Here is a 17,448-nt window from a genome sequence, read left to right as displayed (position 1 = left end):
CGGTCGATTCGAAGACCAGATCCCCGACAAACGGAGTTGCCCCGAATACGCCGCCGAACGGTGCTGAGCCGAACACACTCAGGCCCCCGCGCCGGGCAGGCCGGCCGCGATGTCACTGGGTTTGAAGGTGTGCATGTCAGATGCGCGCGTTCGCGACGTAGTGAAAGTCGTAGAGCTCGCCGGAGACAAATCCGCCGCCCCCCTGGCATGCGTACATGCCGCGCGCGCCTGCAGACATACCGGCCGAAAGGGGCTGGTTGGCCCCGTTGGCGACGCGCCGAACGTTGGAGGCCGCTCCGTTGCCTGGGCTGTAGAGGACCACCGATGGCGCCGCCCGCATCTCGACAGGGAACGGAGCGAATGCCACCAGGTCGTTGGAGCCGATGGCGAATCCACGATAAGCATTGCCCAGTGAGTCGACGTTCGTCCCGGGAGTAAAGCCATAGGCGTAGCTCGACTGCCAGTAGCGCCGCGCGCGCTGGAGGCTAATGTCGAAGGGCAGAGCCTCGTAGGCCGACAGGTAGCTCGGCTCGTTCTGCACGCCGGTCATCTCGAACGTCGCGCCATTGGTCGAGGTCAGCTGCGTCTGTCCCGTGATGCCCAGGAAATTGCCCGCCTGCCAGGCATTCGTTGTGGCTGTCTGGTAGGTGCTACCCACAGCAAGGGCGACGGTCAGGTACATGCCAACCGAGCTTCCGTTGGCCCAGGTGCCGGCTGTGTCGCCTGGAATGAACCAGCTCTTGTACTCGGTGGTGTTGGCGTTGTTGATCACCAGCGGCGCAACGTAGGAGCGGTTCTGCGCGGCGTTGCGCATGGAGATTGCGTAGGTGCCTGGCACCGAGCTCCTGAAGTAGCCGCTGACCCAGACGCCAAGGGCGCCAGACGTGCCCCAACCCAGGCGCCCGGTTGCATAACCTTCAACTCCCTGAATGAATGCGTGCAGGTCACCCGCGCCCGGCGCACCTGCAGTAGTGACGGTGGCACGCAGCGAGGTAAGGAAGCCCTGGAATGCGCTCGTCACCTGCTGAGCCGCCGTGATTCGCGCTGTCGAGGCGTTGGCGATTTGCCACCCGTCGACCGGGAAGGTTCCGTGCCCTGTGACACTGACCGCCACCTCCTGGTTCAGCCGAATGTCGCCGTTGATGAGCAGGTTGCGGTAGGTCGGCTGATCGCTGGCGCGAAGCAGCGCCATCACGGAGGCAAGCGTGGGGGCCGAGGCGATGACTTCCCCGAAGCCGGCGGCGCGCGTGTAGTTCGTGACCGCCCACGAACCACCGCCCAAAGACATCAGCTCCGCGGTGTCTCCGGCTGCAACCGAGATGCTGGCCACTCCGCCCGGAAGCCTGGTCGCGCCCCCGCTGCTGTTGATCGTTGGCGTGCCGGCGAAGACCAGGCGCCGCGTGGCGCCGGCCGCCAGGATGCCGAACGAGTTGATGGTCGCGCTGCCCGTGATGTTGATGACATTCGACAGGGCCGTGGACAGGTCTGTGGTGCCGGCCGCGGCCAGATTGACCGGGGGCGCAAAGTTCAGCGGCCCTGTCAGGGTGTCCCCCGCTTTGGCGACTGCGCCCAGAGCGGAGCGCCAGTCGCCGGCGACGGCGGGGATCGACGGCGCAGCGACAGTCAGCGCAAGCTGCTTGATGGTGCCCGCCGAGAAGCTGATCTTCGACCCGGTGCTCGACGCGATCACCGTCGTACGAGTGACACTGCCAGCGTTGTAGGAGCCTCGGCCCACCTCCCAGGCGCCACTCGGTCGGCCACCCACGTCCACCTCCTGGATCATGTAGTGGATCGTGTCGTTGTTGGACACCGCAGACGACAAGGTGCGGTAGCCAGAGACAGCACCAATGACGGCGGCGTCGTTTGTTCCGGAGACGTTGCAGAGCTCCAGGACTCGATCGGCGAAGATGTGCGTCATCAGTTGCTCACCACAGAAAATCGGACCTTGGTGGCCGGGGACAGGCGGGGCACAGTCCCCGCGCGGATTGGGATGGCGAGCGACAGCGGGCCGTGCACCAACAGCAGGCCGGGCCCGGTCTGGAGGGTGCCGAGACCGATGTGGGTGGCGCTGTCGTCGACGGAGCCAGTCACTGCCAGGAACTGGGCCGCGTTCACCAGTTGCCCTTCGTTGCCGGTCACCGTCCAGCCGGAGGCGCTGCGCGCGGTAGCAATCCGGCCGTAGGCGGGATAGACGACCTCGTTGGTGGTCTGGTCAGCGACGGCGCCAGGATCGCCCTTGTACAGGCCAAGCCACAACTGCGTGAGCCCACCCGCGGTGGGGTCCGCCAGGCCCGGGAACGGGAGGGCCTGGAGGAAGAGCTTGAGCATGGCTTCTGCCGATGCTGTGGTGTAGGCCAATTTCGGCTCCTTTTCTTCTTGTTCTTCTTGGAGCGAGGCCTGATCACGGCGGCCAGTGGGCCTGGGTGTCGTAGCTCATCGCGGTACTCAGCTCGGTGAGCGCATTGATCGCATCCACGTGAACGCGCTCCGCCGTGAAACAGGATTGGACGTGAGCGGTGGTCGCTCGCGCAATCCCCCGCATCTGATCGAGGGTCAGCGTCACGAAGCCGTTCAAGGCCTTGAAGTCGATCTGCTCGAGTCCAGCATCGAGTGCATCGTCAAGGGCCTGCTTGAACGTGGCGCGCGCCTCGCGCGTCGTGCTGACCTCGACCCCGTCGACTGTGATGCCGCGCGTCTCCGCCTGCCAGCGCAGATCGGCCACCGTGGCCTTCAGCTGGCCCTTCAGGTCGTCAAGCGTTCGGGGGTCCACCCAGTCACGCAGGCCGTAGTCGAAGACGTGCGCCTCGCTGGGCTTGGGCGGCATGTCGACGGGCTGCCCATCGACCATGTACTGGTCCCAGCGCGCGGCGCCGAAGTAGACGGACTCGTCGTCCTTGGCCTGCATGTAGCACCAGTTGCGCTGCGCCTGCGTGCCAGAGGACACGATCTGGCCGGTGAGCGTCTTGTAGACGGTGAACTGGAAGGTCATGTCAGCGGCGCGTCGAGAGCGCGTAGAGAGAGGAGCCGCCGGAGCCGGCCGAAGCCGCCGTGGTGATCCGGATGGAGTGCCACCCCGGAGCAAGGGCGCGCTGGATGCCGCCTGTCACCGTCGTGCCGGCCACGCCGCCGCCGACCCACTCCTGGTTGCCGTCGACGATGATGGTCACGAGCGCCAGCTGGGCCACGAATACGGAGCCCAGGATGAATGTGTCAAGCGGCGCGGTTCCCGGGGTGAAGTGAAGCAGGTCGCAGGTATTCCCCGGGGAGGCATTGAACGACGGGATCGTGACCGCCTGGCCGCGGATCTGCAGCGTGTCGATGACGTTGATCTGGTCGATCGTCAGGCCGCTCTGCGTCAGGTCGAACCCTGGCCCGAACAGGTGGAAGTTGGCGGAGACACCCGGCTGGTGATGCATCACCAGGCCGCAACCGTTCAGGTTGAAGTCGACGAACATGTCGCCGGTGGGGTGCTGAGCCAAGGCCCAGCCCCAGTTGTCGTCGCGCCATTTGCCAGGGCTGCGGATCCAACCCCACCCGCCTGCGCCGTCCCCGTTGATGTCGATCTGGCCGGCCGTCACATAGCCAAGCCTGGCGACGAGCGCAGACAGGCGGTCCACGAAGATCGAGCGCGCTTGGATCGAGCCGTCGACCACCAGGTTGCCGTCGATGCCAACCGTCGCGGCGCCGGCGACGCTGCCCACCACGAATGGATACTTCGTGGTGCCGGCGGCCTGTGTGGCCACGGCGAAGCGATCCACCAGGAAGACGGCGTCGGACTGGCTGCCGTTGTTGTTCAGGATGAAGCCGGAGATCTTTCCGGACACGTCCATCCGAACACCCCAACGCGCGAAGAGCTGACCCGTCTGCGTTGCGCGCACTGTCGCTTCCTGAGAGATCGCAGCCGTATTGCCGTTGACCGTGGCGGCAAGAGTCAGTCGTGCGGTGGCTTCTGCCTCGATCGCTGACGCGCGCGCAAGGGTCTCCTGCCGCACCGCCGCGACCGCGCCGCGGTCGCTCGACTCGCTGGTGTACGGCGTGGAGGGCAGACCGCCGTGCTCGGCCTTCACGTAGCGAATGCCTAGCTCGGTGCCGCTGAAGCCGTTCCAACGGAACACGACCGCGCCCTCGGCGGCCAGAGGCGGCGCCAGCGCTTCAAGCGACAGGTCGTTGCGTCGATCCTGGGTGTTCTCGAAGTCGTGAGGCCCGGGCAACAGGTTGGCAGCCGAACCAAGCGAGTTGCCTCCGGCGTCGAAATACTCGATCGAGAGTCCGTAGTTGCCGGACCCCAGGCACTCGGCGTCCCCGGATCCGGTGAACATGTCACCAGGATGCACCGGGAACTTGGGGCTGGAGAGCCAACCCGAGGCCGGCACGCTGGAACTCAGGCGCGCCGAGGTGCCCCAGGAATCCTCGACGATCGCCCAGCCTGCCGAGCTCATCGTCCAGTTGTCAAGGTCGAACTCGAACCCGCCGTTCTTGATCAGGTTGGCACGCACATAGCCGACCGCGCGGGCCGCCACGGTTTCGATCTGCTGGGCCAGCTGCTCGTCGCCCTCGGTCACCAGGGTCTCGACCCGAGCGATCTCGGTGCCGCGCTCAAACACCTCGTCGACCAGGCGCTCGCTGATTCCGGAGCCGACGTTCAGCAGGTCGGCGACGGTCTGGTCAAGGCCCGCCTGCAGCTCCTCGAGCGCGACGTCGATGGGCGCCAGGGACTGCACCTCGACATATCCAGCGTCTCCTGCATTGCCGCCCGCGTCGAAGGCCTGCACCCAGTACAGGCGCGTTCCGGGAGGCTCGCCCCTGACGAAGTTCAGCGCCTGCGTCTGTCCGATCTGGACGGCCGCATCAAGCGTTGGCCCCACCTTGATGAGGTACGAGGAGATCGGCTGGTCGGTGCGGCAGTCCTGCCAGCGCAGCTCGATGTTGGGCGGCCACGCCTCCCCCTGCACGATGGGCTGAGCCGGCGGCTCGATGTCAATCGTCGTCGAGATCGCCACGCCGAACACGCCCTGGGTGTTTGCGTGCGCGGCCCACACCTTGACCGTCCCGGCCGGCAGCCAGCCGATGTTGGCCATCAGGGCTTTGCCGGTGAACCGCACCTCGGCCGTCTCCCAGGTCGCGCCGACGCGGATCTGCGTGAAGGCCCAGTCCGTGGCCTCCGCACCCTGAGGCGACGACCAGCGCGCGATCGTGCCGTCCGCCTCTAGCGTGGCGGTCAGGCCCTGAACGTCGGACGGGATCTCGCTAATGCCGCGCAGCGTGTGCGACACCGTCGACCAATCCGAGAAGGTGTATGCCGTCTGAAATCGGACGCGTACCTGGTACTCGCTGCTGACGTTCAGCCCGAGGATGTAGGTCTCGACGGCATCACCCGGCAGGTCGATCGTGACCCACTCCCCCACCGGAGTGACCGTGCGCCACTGCAGGCGCACCCAGCCGCCCATCCGGACAGCTGCCGAGTCGCTCTGCGCCCAGGTCACGTGCGCGCGCACGACCGCGGACCCGCCCTGCACCACCACCTCGTTGGCTCCGGAGGTGACGGCTAGGTCAAGCGGCGCGCCAGGCTTCAGGAACGGGCTGGTCAGGTTGGTGTTGGGCGCCGGGTCGGCCTGAACCTCGTCGGCCAGATCGTAGAACGACGGCTCGTCCTCAATGACCTGGAAGGCGAGTGGGGAGGTCTGCGAGTACGCCCAGTCCTGAATCCTGAAGTTCTTGTTCGAGATGGCAAGGTCGTCGCTGGAGAACACGAAGCGATCGCCCGGCTGCAGGTGCCAAGCCGTCATCTTCGGGTTGATGGCCAGGATGAAGCCGCCTCGGCTCTGCTCCACCAGCGTGCGAGCGATCTGCTGAGCCCGCACGTGCGAGCTGGTGAAGGACAGCGCCACGTCCAGCATCTTGTCCTTGGCGTCCGCCTCGCGAAACACCGCGTTCTGGTAGGGCGTGAAGTCCTCGGTGACGCCGTTGCGCGCCTTGTTGACGTAGCTGCCGCGCGCGCCGTTGTACCGTGCCGTGCCCGGGTTGCAGGTCTGCACGACGACGGGCGGTGCCAGCAGGTCAGCATCCGTCAGTGCCATGACCGGCGTCGACCAGGCTCCGGCGAGGATGCGCCACACGCCGCCGGACTCTAGGCTGTAGCCGGCCATCGAATCTTCGATCTGCTGGCGGGTCGTGTCCCGATCCTGGTCGGTGCGGAACATGCCGTCGCAGGTGTACAGGCGCGTGTCGTTGCCGTAGTTCACGCTGTCGCCCCAGGCGCCCTCCCCGTAGACCACCTGGTCGCAGGCGTTGGCTGCCGCGATCAGCGCGTTCTGGTCGATCTGCTCCGGCAGCGCCAGGTAGCCGGCCTCGGACTGCAGAAAGTCGGCAAGGCAGATCGCCGGGTTGCGCGTGTAGTAGGTGGTTCCCGTGCGCGGGTCGTAGCAGCGCTTGCCGCGCACCCTCGCGGTGAACGACGGCATGCCGCCCTGGAATCGCTCAAGCAGCAGGTTGATCGTGATGACCAGGTACGTGTAGCCCGAGAGCTTATGGTCTTCCGTCCAGAGGCTCGGCACAGCCCCCCGCAGTATCGGGTCCGCGAAGTCGACGCCTCCGCGGGACAGATGCTTGCTGACGTGGACCGCGCTGCCGGCTCCCTCGATCCGGAGCTTCACCGTTCCGGTCAGTCCCGGTGTGCCGCCCAGCAGAACGAACCCGGTGTTGGGCGCTCGGATCCCCATGGGGTTGCCAATCGTCATCCCCGAGATAGGGTTGCCGTCGGCGTCCTTGATCTCAAGGATCTGGGGGGCGTTGTAGAGTTGCCCGAGAGCGCCAGTGTCGACAGTGGCCGCGCTGACCATCTCACCCGTCAGGACATTCAGGTACTCCCCAACGGTGAAGGGGAAGGTAGCCTCCTGCACAACGCCGTACTCGAGCTGATACGCAGGGTGGTGCGACGTCCCGTAGGAATCGAGCTGAAGACTCTCGCCGTCGATGAGGACGTCAGTGACGTCGTCACACTCGTGGGAGGCCAGCACCAGCACGATGTGCTTGTACTGGTCGCGCTCGCCACTCAGCATCACCGCCTTGACCGAGCCGCCGACCGGCGCCGGCTCGCCGTAGATGACGGGCCATGCGTCGTCTGCGGCCACGATCGTGGTCGTTCGCTCTCGCAGGTTGGCAAGGTCCTGCTGGACCTTGCGTTCGATGGCCTGGCGCGCCTGCTTCTTCGCCTGCATCGATCCGTAGACACTCGAGACGACGGATACGGCAGTCACCACTGCACTGATGACGGCTCCGTAGCTGATCGCGGCTCCGGCCGCCGTGGTGAACGCCGTCGAGGCGAGGAACGTTGTGACGGGCTCTGCGCTCGCGCCAACGCACAGCGTGACCAGCGCCACGAAGACCAGCAGGCCGCGAATCAGACGCGCCATGCCGCGACTCCTTGAGTGAGGGGGAGGAACTCGAGCTTCTCGTTGCCCGGACAGACGATGTGCGTGCCGGTGCAGATCCCGAAGCTGTAGCCAGAGACGCGCCCAACCTTCCCGCCGCTGAGGGCCAAGACCACATCTCCGCGCTGGGCCATCAGACCGGGAAGGAACGGGCCCAGGCGCTGCGTGCCGGCCTGGATGAAGCCGCCGGCATTGCGCACGACGCGCAGCGCCGCCAGCAGGCTCTTTCGATCAAGCGGTGCGCCCGGCGCCCGTAGGTCCTCGAGCACGTCGCGCCCGGTCTTGACCTTGACCCAGTCGGCTGCAATGCCGGCACAGTCGTGGCTGAAGTATTCGAACGGGACATTGCGGCGCTCGGCAATGAAGGTGTCGAGATCCGGCTTCATCAGCGACCCTGCCTCAGCTGCGCGAAGGCCTGCAGGTTCGTCTGCAGCCACTTGGTGATCCAGACGGCCGGGTTGCCGATGAGAGAAGTCAGGTACTCGAAGCCGCGCTCGCCGGGGTGGCGCTCCTGGTGCTGTGTGTGGTTCATGCGCAGCGACGACGGGTTGGCGCGCCGGTCGTAGGAGCCTGTGCGGCAGTCAAGCTGGAAGGACGCTTGCGAGCCGTCCCGGTTTCCCTTGAACTGGTCCATCACGCCGGCGAAGCGAAGCACAGGCTGACCGCTCAGCTGCAGGGTCTGCCCGTCAAGCAGGCCGACCCACACGCGCACGGGGCGGTCCTGAAAATCCGCTGGGCCCCCCAGAGCAAGCGCGCGCGCGCCGATGTCGACGCCCGACAGGCTCAGCGTCAGCTTCTCAGCCGCGCCGTCTTCGCTCTCATGGAGTTCGCCGATCGAGCCGAGGTTGCCCACGCCCATCCACTGCTCGCCCATCACGTTGTCTAGGGAGACGGGCCAGGTGGTGTAGCGGACGGTGCCGGGCCGGAGCTGCAGCTCCACGAGCGCAAGCTGCCCGTAGGCATCGGCGCCTGCGGCAGCTTGAAAGCCGGAGTTGGTGGTGAGAGCCATGTCCTGATCTGCGGTGGAGTGCCGCGGATACTGGAGACGGACCCTGTGTGGTGGGAATCCCCCACCACACGATCAGAACCACTGCTCTTGAAGGTCGAGCTTGAAGCCGCCTTGGACCGCGCCTTCGCTGGCCCACGTGGTCGTGGCGTCGTTGCGCTTCATGAGGCACGTGGGCTTGTCCCACACGATGGAGGAGCCCTGGCCGACGGCCACGCGCAGCACCGGCTCGAAGAACACGGTGACGATTCCGTTGCCGTCGACGGCATAGTCCTGCTGCAGGTGCAGCAGCTGCCGGTTCGTGCCGCCCTGGTTGACCCCGATCCAGTCGCCCATGCGAAAGACCTTGCCGGCCTGGCTCGAGCCGGCGTTGATCTGCAGCATTGAGGCGCCCGCGGGCGCCGCCGCGGCGGCGGTCAGCGTTCCGCGCACCGTGCCGCGCGGGGCGGGGTTCAGAAGGTCGTACACGGCAAGGTGGTTGACCCGCCCCTTGAGCGAAAGCACCAGCGTTCTCCAGCGCGCCGCCTGGTCCTGGTCCAGCAGTTCCTCGGACGACATGGTGCACGACCAGCGCTGGGGGCCACTGATCGCGGTCTGCACAGCGCCGCTGTCTTGATTGGCGAACGTCAGGTCGAAGTTCATGGCGCCGAAGTCCTGGCGCTTGACCAGGATCCCGGCCGGGAATTGGAGGATCGTCATGCTGGAAGAACCTTCACGCGCTTGAGCTGTTCAACGAAATTCTTCTGGTTCTCGGACACGACCCGCTGCACGTCCTGGATCACGGCGGCGCGGTCACTGCGCGAGTCGACGCTGACGTGGGTGGTGGGCGAGTACACGATTGACTGGCCACCCGAGTCGGACACGCGCGCTGCCGGATTGCTCAGCATCGACGGGCCCGACGTCAGTGGCACGTAGCCGCCGTCGGCGAACTGGTTCAGGCTGTTGAGGAAGCCCAGGCCCAGCTTGGAGGTCGACTCCTTGTTGATCACGAACTCTCCGCCGTGCACGACGCCCTTCGGCTCGTACTTGCCACCGGGGCCCGTATACCCGCCGCCGGACAGGGCCAGCCCAAGGTCGAGGTTGCCGTAGGCAAGGCCCGACCCGAAGCCAGACGCGCCCAGCGCCGTCTGAGAGAAGGCCGCCGTCGCGCCTCCGCCCCCAAAGAGAGACACGGCCGCGCCGATGAGAGACCCCAGTCCACTGCCGCTGCTCGACGAGCCCCCGCTCGCGGCGCCGCGCAGAGAGTTCATCAAGTCCCGAGCCAGGCCCTTGACAGCGTCCTTGACGAACACGTCGTAGAAAGCGTCGACGACCGCGCCGGCTACCGTCTTCTGCAGCGTCTTGCCGAAGTTCTTCAGCGCCGTCGTGTCGCCCGTGAACGCGGCGTTCAGCCCGTCCTTGATAGCGCCCTCGGTGGAGCTGGCAAGTCGATCCGCGATGCCCGTCCAGCGCTTGCCGTCGAAGGTATTACCTGCTGCGTCGGTGATCGCAGGGCGGGCCGCGTCGATAGTTGATCGCTTGGAGTCGATGTAGCCCTGCAGCCGATCGCGCACCGCCCGCACCTCGGGGTTGGTGTCGGCGTCCTTGAAGACCCCGTCCTCCGTCATCTTTTGCATGATTGCCTGTGCGCTGGAGAGCTTCTTCTCCTGCTCGCCCAGGATCCGCAGGATCTCTGACTGGATGAACTGCTCGCGCTCGCTCAGCTCCAGCCCGGAGCCCTTCACGCGAAGCTTCTCCATCTCCTGGCGCATGCGCTCGTCCTCGACCGCGGACTCCTTCTCAGAATTTTTGAGGATCTCGGATGCCGGCTTCAGTGCATCGGTCAGGCTCTTCTCGGCGCGAGCCTTCTGCTCGGAGACCAGCTTGGCGATGTTCTGCTGAGCCTGCAGGTACTTGTTGGTCTGGGCCTGGATCTCATTGGAGAGCGCGTCGTCGACGTCGGCCTTTCCGGCCTTCTTCTGCGCCTCGGCCTTGCTCCTCAGGACGGAGAGACCCGCCTTGATCGCATTGCTCTCGGCCTCCGCAAGGTTGATCCGGATCGTCGCCTGCTCCTGCTGCGCCTCGCTGAGCTTCTGCTGGTAGGTCTTGAAGTCGATGACGCCCCGGTCGTAGCTCTGCTGCAGCGCCGCCTCGCGCTCCTTCGACTCGGTGTCGGTCTGCTCGACAAGCAGTCGGTTGCCAGCTGAAAGCAGGTCGAGACGCTTCTTCTCGTTCTTGTAGTCCTCGTCTGCCGCGCGGCGCGCGGCACCCGCATTGACCTTTGGTGGGATCTCGTAGTGCCGAGTACCCGTGCCGAGAGCGTTGCCCGGCGTGACCGTCTTCTCAAACGAGTTGTTGTACTCGCGGGTCTCCTTGATGAGCTGGATGTTCTTGTTGTGCGCCTCCATCAGCTTCGCTTGCGCCTGGTCGTAGGCGGCCTGTGCCACCTGCATCTTGACCGCGCGCTGGGACTCCTGCGCCGCGCGCAGGCCTGGGTGGCTGCTGAGATCGTCGCCGCCCCTGGCGGCCTTCAGGGCGGCTTCGGCGTCATCGCGCGTCTTGCGAAGCGAGGCCAGTCCAACCGGAGAAGCAGTGCCGTCGGCGCGCGCCTTCTCGGCGGCGAGCTGGCGCACCTTCGCGATTTGCGTGTCAAGGCTTGCGATGTAGGCATTGCCCTGGCTGATCGCCGCGTTCGTCCCGCTGGGGTCCTTGAGCTTCTCGTAGAGGTCCCCAAGAATCTTGACGAACTCGGGCAGGACAAAGAGCTTCTGCAGCCAACCGTACAGTTCCCCGACCCACTGGGCGGCGGTCACGGAAACGTTGGCAATCGCCGCGATACCCTTCACCAGGCCACTGAGGCCCTGCTGGAACTCGGGAGATCCAACAATCGCCTGGAGGCCCTGCAGCGCGCTTCGGAAATCTCCGGCGCCGGCCGAGCCGGCCTCGGCCAGAGCGTTGGTGAACGTGGCCTTCAGGCGGTCCATGTCGCCCTGGACGGAGTCCATGAGCTTCGCGTTGGCCGTGTCGACGAATCCTGTCGCGCTCTCCAGTTTCGACTTGATGTCGCCCAGCGCCTCGTCGGTCAGCCCGAGGATGGCGCCCAGCGCCTTCTCGCCTCGGTTGTTGGTGAGCCGGTTGAGAACGAAGGACTGGCTCTCAGGGTCCAGCACCTCGAGGTTCTTGCGGAGCTCCGGGACAAAGCGATCGAAGAAGTCCTTCCGCGACTTGTCAAGCGGGTCCCACAGCGTGATGCCGAGGTCCTTGGCGATCTGCTTGGCCTCCCGCCCGTGCGGGTTACCGAGTTCGCGGAACAGGTTGGCGGTGGCCGTACCCGCTGACGAGCCGGTGATGTTTCGCTTCGCCAGGGCCACGAGGATGGTCGAGACCTCCTCGATCTTGAGTCCGTACTGCTGGGCGATCGTAGACGCCTGCTTCATCGACTCCGACATCTTCGAGACGCTGGTGTTGGAGATCGCGCCGGCCTTGGCCATCACGTCCCCCACACGCCCGATGTCGTCCATCTGCAGGCCGAAAGCGTGCACCTGGCCGGTAAGGGTCTCGGTCGCTTCGGCCACGCCGAGCTCGCCCACACGGGCGGTCTTGAGCACAGCCGGGAGAGCCCCGAGCGCCTCCTGCGCGTTCAAGCCGGACTGAGCAAGCAGGCGGAGGCCCTTCGACGCCTCGACCGGATCCACGCCGGAGCCGACGGCGATGTCCCCCGTCTGCAGGCGCATCGCGCGCTCGGTGAGGCCCTTGCCCCCGTCCTCCTCCAGGGCGCGGACGAACTTGATCTGGTACTCGAGATCCTTGTAGGCCTGGATCGCCTCCTTGACCGCCGTCGTGGCGAAGAAGGTGGCGGTCAGCGGCAGCAGAGAGCCGTAGGTCAGGAACAGCGCGTCGGCTGCGCCGGCGACGCCCCGAATTGCCGAATGAACTTCTCGCTGCCCTGAGGCCATCGCGCGTGCGCTGGCGTGGACATTGTCCTGAGACGCCCGCAGCCCCTCGTTGGCAGCGCGAAGGCGGTCAATGTTCTGCGCGGCGGAGACCGCGGCAGCGCCGTACCGAGTCGTAGCCTCAGCCTCCGACATTCCCATACTGACAGCCGAGGCCACGCGCGTCGCGCGCGACACCTGGCCGGCCGGGGACAGCGTGTTGAAGGCTGCGTCGCGCGAGATGGAGGCGTTACGCGACTGCTCAGCGGCAACACCCGCGCGCATTTGTGCTGCGATCTCCGCCCCAATGGCCCGAGCGTCCTTTTCTTTCGGCAGGCCCAGGAGAGTTCGGGCGTCGATGTTGGTTGCCGACTTGGCACGGAGCGCGTCGGTGGCAACTCCCTCGCGCATCTGGGCAGCGATCTCCGCGCCCATCGACTTCATCTTGTCGCGGCTCGGCAGGCCCAGAAGGGTGCGGGGGTCGATGTTCGACGCCGAGCGCTCGCGAAGGCCGTCGATTGCCACGGACTCACGCATCTGCGCCGCAATTTCGGCGCCGATGGATTTCATCTTGTCCCGGCTAGGAAGGCCCAACAGCGTGCGCGGGTCGAGGCGGGGCGCGGATCCTGCGCGCAGTGCGGAGACGGCCTCGGCCGAGTTGGCGATCTTGGCAAGCTCGGCCCTCACCTCCTGCGCCGCCTCGGCGCCCCTGGCGCGAATACTGGCCTTCAGGCCGGCGCCGAGGTCAACCGAGCCTCCGATGGAGATCTTGACCCTGGATGTCTCCTCCTCGATCGAAGAGGCTATGAACTTCCCGATGGACTTGCCAGCGGCGTCGGCCTTCGGCTTGGCCTCACGGGCGGCGCGCTCGATCGAAGATCCAACCGCGCTCACGAACTTCTGCATGTCGGCGGACGTCGAGGACGCCAGCGACTTCAGGCTGGTGACGAGGCCTTGCGTCTCCTTGTTGAGGCGCTTCAGGCTAGCCTGGTCAAGGCGCTCAACGGCGACCTGCAGCTGCTTCAGCGCCTCAAGGGCGGGCTTCGCCGCGTTCTCGAGCGGCTTGCCGTCCAGTCCAATCTTGATGTCGTCGCTCATCGCCTCGGTCAGCTCTTCTGGTTGTTCTTGCTGCCCTTGGGGGGCGTGCTGCTAGAGGGGTTCTTTTCAGCCCAGTGGCCTAGGTACACCTGGTCAAGCAGTTGGATCAGGCGCAGATACTTGGCCTTCTCCGCCTTGGAATCAATCCCCTGGAGCGAACAGTAGGCGACGATCTCCTGCAGCGAGATCGGGTTGGGCGCCGCGGCGCCGAAGGTGCGGGCCGAGTGGAGCGTGAAAAAGGCCTCGGAAAACGGGGCGTCGGTGACCCGGATCTTCGGCCGCTTCTGCAACGCCGCAGGCTTTACGCCGGTGCGGCGGGCCCTGTCCTCAAGCGCCTTGGCGTGGCTGCCGTATTTCAGCTGCCACGCCAAGTGCGCGGTCAGCCGTTTCCCAGCGCCTTCTCGGCCTTGGCCTTGAAGTTGTCGAAGTTCTGCGAGAGGGCTTCGATCTTGCGGCGGAAGTCCTTCACGCTCAGCAGGATGCGCGCGTTCTCGACGGAGTACGGCAGCGTGTCGCCCTTGAACTTCAGGCCTTCCCAGCCCAGCAGGATGGTCTGAGCCTGGACTTCGATGAACAGCGCCTCGGCGGCCGCCTCGTCTTCCTTGCTGGTGCTGGCCAGGTCGAGGTTGGCTGCCTCGAGCTTCTTGCGCAACAGGCGGATGTAGTTGTCGTTGCCGGCGCGGGCTACCAGGACCTTGGCACCCTTGCTGTCCAGCGGGAGCAAGGCACCCTCGAGCTCGAGCTTGGGGTCGGTGGCGAATGTTTCGAAAATGTCCATCTTGTTCTTCTTTTTGCGGGAGGTAAAAAAGCCCAGAAGGGCCTGCGTTCCTTGGGGCAGCTCGAAGGCTGCCCCAGAGGATTGGTTACGCACTCAGCGCGCGCGTGATGCGAATGCCACGGCCGGTCGCTGCGTCGTAGAAGGCGTCGAACGGGAGGTCGAGCATGGCGTCCTCGTTGTTGCCGCCAGGGTTCAGGCCGCCGTCTCGGAACTTGACCTTGTCCAGCTCGATCAGGTATCCGTTGCCGTCGTTGTCGGCGAAGCCGATGGTCAAGCTGGTGCGGTCACCGTCGAGCCACTTCTTGTACATCGTGGAATCCTCGAAGTAGACCTGCATGGAGCCCGAGATCTCGAACTCGCCCAGGCCCACGCCGGCGTTGCCGAACACACCGACCGCCTTCTGGCCGCGGGCGTTGTTGTTGATGCTGAGCGACACGCTCTTGATGAAGGAGCCGCCAGCAAGCAGGTTGATCCCGCCCTCGAACAGCGTGCCCACGTCGGTCACGGCGTTCATCACTTCGTAGGCCTGAGCGGCCTGGGGCGTGCCCGGCATGAAGCTGGCGTCGTCGGTCACATCGTGGGTCTGGCCGATGAAGCCGAACGAGCCCTTGACGATCGCGCCCACCTCGACGTTGAGCTCCATCGTGTTGGGCTCCATGCCAGTGAAGAGCAGCTTGCTGCCGACGTCGGTGAGCTCGTACTCAAAGGCGAAGGTCTGGCGGGCCGAGCCGTTGACTGCGATCGACTGCGCGATCTTGCAGCCGACCAGGTTGGCACCGAGGATGCCGGGCGCTGCCAGCGGCGTGCTCGGGTCGAGGGTGATCGTGGTCGAGGTGCTCGACAGCTTCTTCAGCCAGATGTCGTTGAAGTAGGCCTTGACGGCGGCGCTCGCGCCGGCCGGGGGCACGATCTTGAACCAGCTGCCGATCGGCAGCACCGAGAAGGCGGAGTTGCCGGTCGGCGCCACGGCCGCGGTGATGGTGTTCGACGTGGTCTGCATGTCGAACGCCGCGCCCAGGCCGCTGGTGCCGTAGTGCGCGAAAGTGCCGCCCACGATGCCAGTCAGGAAGGGGTCGTACTCCTTGGCGGACAGCTCGAAGTCAAAGCCACCGTCAACAGTCAGGTCGGTGCGGGTGTTGCTGCTCGACATCCGGTTGGAGTTCACCTCGCTGGACTTGATCGTCTGGATGGCGGCCTTCATCGTCGGCTGCACCATGCGAAGATTGGTCGAGTTGCCGGCGCCCGGGACCAGGCCGCGCACGGTCTCAGCGATGTAGCGCAGCTGGCCAAACGATCCAGAAGCAAAAGTCATTTTGGGCTCTCCGCCTTCTTGTTCTTGAGTTGCGGCGGATACTGGGCACCCGCCGAGGAGATTGCAATCCCCGGGGTAATCAGGCGTCGTCTAGGGTGAACGGCGCGAAGACGCCGGTCTTGTACCAGCCGTCCACGCTGGTCGGGATCTGCCGCTGCGGCATGTACAGCACGGCCGCTCCGAGCCGGCGCGCGCGCAGCAACTCCTTGACGGAGTCGATGACCTGGTCGGGTAGCGCGGTGCCCTCCCCCTCCCGGTGGAACACGTTGACCGACACCACGCCGGTGTGCCGGCCGAGAGGCCGATCGCCCATGGTCACGAGCTTCGCGCCGTACCAGCGGATCGACACGTCGATCCAGATCGGGCCAACCGTGAGCTCGTCGGGCTGCGGCCCGTTCTCGTAGAAGGCCGGCACGTCGGGGAAGTTGGCAAGTCGCCAGGCCTCGATGGCCGCGTTCGCGTCGCTGCGGAATTGTTCTGTGGCCATGGTTTATCCGTGGTTGCTGGTGAGGTCGCCGATCGGTATCGTCCCTTCGGCGAGGAATCCTTCGGCGATCAACGCGGCGGACTCCATGGCAGTCTCGTACGGCCGGTTCACCGCGCGCAGGCGCGTGTGAAACGCGGGGTTCTGCAAGTCGGCCAGGTACGCCTCGCTGCTCGCCTTGCCGCCACGCACGAAGGTGTCGCCGCGCGTGGCGTTGGTGATGTAGACCTTGTCGCCGCGCCGCACTCGATCGAGCACTTCACGGCCGCGGCGCAGCGCCACGTTGGCCCACTCCGGGTCTCCGCGCTGGTGCAGCGCGCTGTCCTTGCGCCCGGGCTCCGAGTGCGGCTTCTTGCCCGGAGCGATGTCCGGCCAATCGCCCAGGTTCGGGTCGAAGCTCATGTCCGGCGAGTTGATGCCCAGGTTCCAGTTGGCCACCGCGCGGCCGGAGAACTGGGGTGTCTCCAGCACGATGCGCTTGAAGATTTTCCAGACCACCCGCCGGTAGATGCGAACGGGCGCGTCCTGGGCGCGCTCGATGGCGAGCGCGATGTCGCGCTGCACCTTGGCGCGGTTGCGCACCATGCCCATCAGGACCTCCGCACGTGAACGGCGACGGCGCCCTCGATCACGTCGACGGCCAGCACCCTGTGCGGCACGTCCATGAAGGTGATCCTCGAAGAGGTGTCGACCTCGGTATCCTCCGGCAGGGCAAGTGTGAAGTCGCCTTCCTGGTAGCGCGCCTCGAGCTGTGCGTCGTAGCGAAACAGGTTCTGCCAACGCACCCGAAGTGCGTAGGGGAAGTCCTGGGCGCCGAGCGTGTATCCGCCGGTGGCGGGGTTGTAGGTTCGGCTCTGGATGCCGGCCTCGAGCGGCTCGACCTGGTCAAGCCGCACCGCAGTGACGCCGATGAAGTCCGACGGCAGCCGCCGCACCGAGGTCGTGATGTAGACGATGTCGTCGCGCCAGAGCACCTGGCGAGGCTTGACGTTGGTGCCGAGCGGCATGATCACTTCGAACACGTTGGCCAGGTCCGATGACTCGGCTTCCTGCTTCGCGTCCTTGACCCACTCGGCGAACCCATAGACGGTCGACGCCGGGTCGTTGTCCAGGAACTGGGTAATGGTGCCGACCTTGAACGTGCCGTCCGATGCCTGCAGCACGTGCTTGACGCGGTGCGCTTCGTCGAGGCCGTCGATCGACGCCTCTCCGGCAACGATGTAGACAGCGCCGAAGGCGCGTATGCAGCGGTGGCTCGGGATGACGACGTCGGGCGCGACGGAGAGCACGCGCCGGTACGCCACCATGGCGTCGCGCTTGCTGTCGTCGTACGGGTCGATCTGGGCCCGGAACAGAAGCTCGCCAGAGTAGGCGTCGAAGACCTCCGTCCTGTCGAAGTAGGAGGAGGCGGCGGCCAGCGTCATCATGG

The 17,448-nt window shown here is 65.9% G+C and carries 14 protein-coding genes; all 14 read right to left on the bottom strand.

The window, feature by feature from the left end; translation table 11 throughout:
• Positions 1-136: 136 nt before the first annotated feature.
• The 14 genes from E5CHR_RS14980 to E5CHR_RS14915 all read right to left on the bottom strand — a co-directional run bounded on the left by E5CHR_RS14980 (position 137) and on the right by E5CHR_RS14915 (position 17,446).
• Positions 137-1,918, bottom strand: coding sequence for a hypothetical protein (locus E5CHR_RS14980; protein ID WP_162580582.1), 1,782 nt, complete (start codon positions 1,916-1,918; stop codon positions 137-139).
• Positions 1,918-2,358: a phage tail fiber protein gene (locus tag E5CHR_RS14975; RefSeq protein ID WP_162580581.1), complete on the bottom strand. Its 441-nt coding sequence runs from the start codon at positions 2,356-2,358 to the stop codon at positions 1,918-1,920. Before E5CHR_RS14975 ends, E5CHR_RS14980 begins: the two co-directional genes overlap by 1 nt.
• A 43-nt stretch (positions 2,359-2,401) precedes the next feature.
• A complete protein-coding gene (locus E5CHR_RS14970) occupies positions 2,402-2,989 on the bottom strand; it encodes a DUF4376 domain-containing protein (protein ID WP_162580580.1) in 588 nt (195 codons plus the stop codon).
• Between the two features lies 1 nt (position 2,990).
• On the bottom strand, positions 2,991-7,412 hold the full coding sequence (locus E5CHR_RS14965; RefSeq protein WP_162580579.1) for a phage tail tip fiber protein: 4,422 nt from the start codon (positions 7,410-7,412) through the stop codon (positions 2,991-2,993).
• Positions 7,400-7,816: a DUF6950 family protein gene (locus E5CHR_RS14960; protein ID WP_162580578.1), complete on the bottom strand. Its 417-nt coding sequence runs from the start codon at positions 7,814-7,816 to the stop codon at positions 7,400-7,402. The genes E5CHR_RS14965 and E5CHR_RS14960 overlap by 13 nt, the downstream gene beginning before the upstream one ends.
• A complete protein-coding gene (locus E5CHR_RS14955) occupies positions 7,816-8,439 on the bottom strand; it encodes a hypothetical protein (protein ID WP_162580577.1) in 624 nt (207 codons plus the stop codon). Before E5CHR_RS14955 ends, E5CHR_RS14960 begins: the two co-directional genes overlap by 1 nt.
• Before the next feature lie 72 nt (positions 8,440-8,511).
• Positions 8,512-9,135: a hypothetical protein gene (locus E5CHR_RS14950; RefSeq protein ID WP_162580576.1), complete on the bottom strand. Its 624-nt coding sequence runs from the start codon at positions 9,133-9,135 to the stop codon at positions 8,512-8,514.
• Positions 9,132-13,445 carry a phage tail tape measure protein gene (locus E5CHR_RS14945; protein WP_162580575.1) on the bottom strand — a complete coding sequence of 1,438 codons (4,314 nt, stop codon included), beginning with the start codon at positions 13,443-13,445 and terminating at the stop codon, positions 9,132-9,134. The genes E5CHR_RS14950 and E5CHR_RS14945 overlap by 4 nt, the downstream gene beginning before the upstream one ends.
• An 8-nt stretch (positions 13,446-13,453) precedes the next feature.
• Positions 13,454-13,816 (bottom strand): phage tail assembly chaperone, encoded by a 363-nt coding sequence (locus E5CHR_RS14940; RefSeq protein WP_162580574.1) that lies wholly within the window; start codon positions 13,814-13,816, stop codon positions 13,454-13,456.
• A gap of 8 nt (positions 13,817-13,824) precedes the next feature.
• A complete protein-coding gene (locus E5CHR_RS14935) occupies positions 13,825-14,223 on the bottom strand; it encodes a hypothetical protein (protein ID WP_162580573.1) in 399 nt (132 codons plus the stop codon).
• 85 nt (positions 14,224-14,308) lie between these two features.
• Positions 14,309-15,535, bottom strand: coding sequence for a phage tail tube protein (locus E5CHR_RS14930; protein WP_162580572.1), 1,227 nt, complete (start codon positions 15,533-15,535; stop codon positions 14,309-14,311).
• Between the two features lie 79 nt (positions 15,536-15,614).
• The gene (locus E5CHR_RS14925; RefSeq protein ID WP_162580571.1) at positions 15,615-16,022 is read right to left on the bottom strand and encodes a phage tail terminator-like protein; all 408 of its coding nucleotides are present in this window, start codon (positions 16,020-16,022) and stop codon (positions 15,615-15,617) included.
• 3 nt (positions 16,023-16,025) lie between these two features.
• On the bottom strand, positions 16,026-16,610 hold the full coding sequence (locus E5CHR_RS14920; protein ID WP_162580570.1) for a hypothetical protein: 585 nt from the start codon (positions 16,608-16,610) through the stop codon (positions 16,026-16,028).
• On the bottom strand, positions 16,610-17,446 hold the full coding sequence (locus E5CHR_RS14915; RefSeq protein WP_162580569.1) for a hypothetical protein: 837 nt from the start codon (positions 17,444-17,446) through the stop codon (positions 16,610-16,612). Before E5CHR_RS14915 ends, E5CHR_RS14920 begins: the two co-directional genes overlap by 1 nt.
• Positions 17,447-17,448: the final 2 nt, after the last annotated feature.

The organism is Variovorax sp. PBS-H4 (assembly GCF_901827205.1).
GTDB lineage: Bacteria > Pseudomonadota > Gammaproteobacteria > Burkholderiales > Burkholderiaceae_C > Variovorax.
Note: the sequence above shows the minus strand (reverse complement) of the source record. Positions and strands in the feature narration are given on the sequence as shown.

What these genes read in the sequence shown, in the direction of transcription:
- E5CHR_RS14980 (WP_162580582.1), bottom strand. Translation starts at nt 1,918, where the DNA reads ATGACGCACATCTTCGCCGATCGAGTCCTGGAGCTCTGCAACGTCTCC.
- E5CHR_RS14970 (WP_162580580.1), bottom strand. Translation starts at nt 2,989, where the DNA reads ATGACCTTCCAGTTCACCGTCTACAAGACGCTCACCGGCCAGATCGTG.
- E5CHR_RS14965 (WP_162580579.1), bottom strand. Translation starts at nt 7,412, where the DNA reads ATGGCGCGTCTGATTCGCGGCCTGCTGGTCTTCGTGGCGCTGGTCACG.
- E5CHR_RS14960 (WP_162580578.1), bottom strand. Translation starts at nt 7,816, where the DNA reads ATGAAGCCGGATCTCGACACCTTCATTGCCGAGCGCCGCAATGTCCCG.
- E5CHR_RS14955 (WP_162580577.1), bottom strand. Translation starts at nt 8,439, where the DNA reads ATGGCTCTCACCACCAACTCCGGCTTTCAAGCTGCCGCAGGCGCCGAT.
- E5CHR_RS14950 (WP_162580576.1), bottom strand. Translation starts at nt 9,135, where the DNA reads ATGACGATCCTCCAATTCCCGGCCGGGATCCTGGTCAAGCGCCAGGAC.
- E5CHR_RS14945 (WP_162580575.1), bottom strand. Translation starts at nt 13,445, where the DNA reads ATGAGCGACGACATCAAGATTGGACTGGACGGCAAGCCGCTCGAGAAC.
- E5CHR_RS14935 (WP_162580573.1), bottom strand. Translation starts at nt 14,223, where the DNA reads ATGGACATTTTCGAAACATTCGCCACCGACCCCAAGCTCGAGCTCGAG.
- E5CHR_RS14930 (WP_162580572.1), bottom strand. Translation starts at nt 15,535, where the DNA reads ATGACTTTTGCTTCTGGATCGTTTGGCCAGCTGCGCTACATCGCTGAG.
- E5CHR_RS14925 (WP_162580571.1), bottom strand. Translation starts at nt 16,022, where the DNA reads ATGGCCACAGAACAATTCCGCAGCGACGCGAACGCGGCCATCGAGGCC.
- E5CHR_RS14920 (WP_162580570.1), bottom strand. Translation starts at nt 16,610, where the DNA reads ATGGGCATGGTGCGCAACCGCGCCAAGGTGCAGCGCGACATCGCGCTC.
- E5CHR_RS14915 (WP_162580569.1), bottom strand. Translation starts at nt 17,446, where the DNA reads ATGATGACGCTGGCCGCCGCCTCCTCCTACTTCGACAGGACGGAGGTC.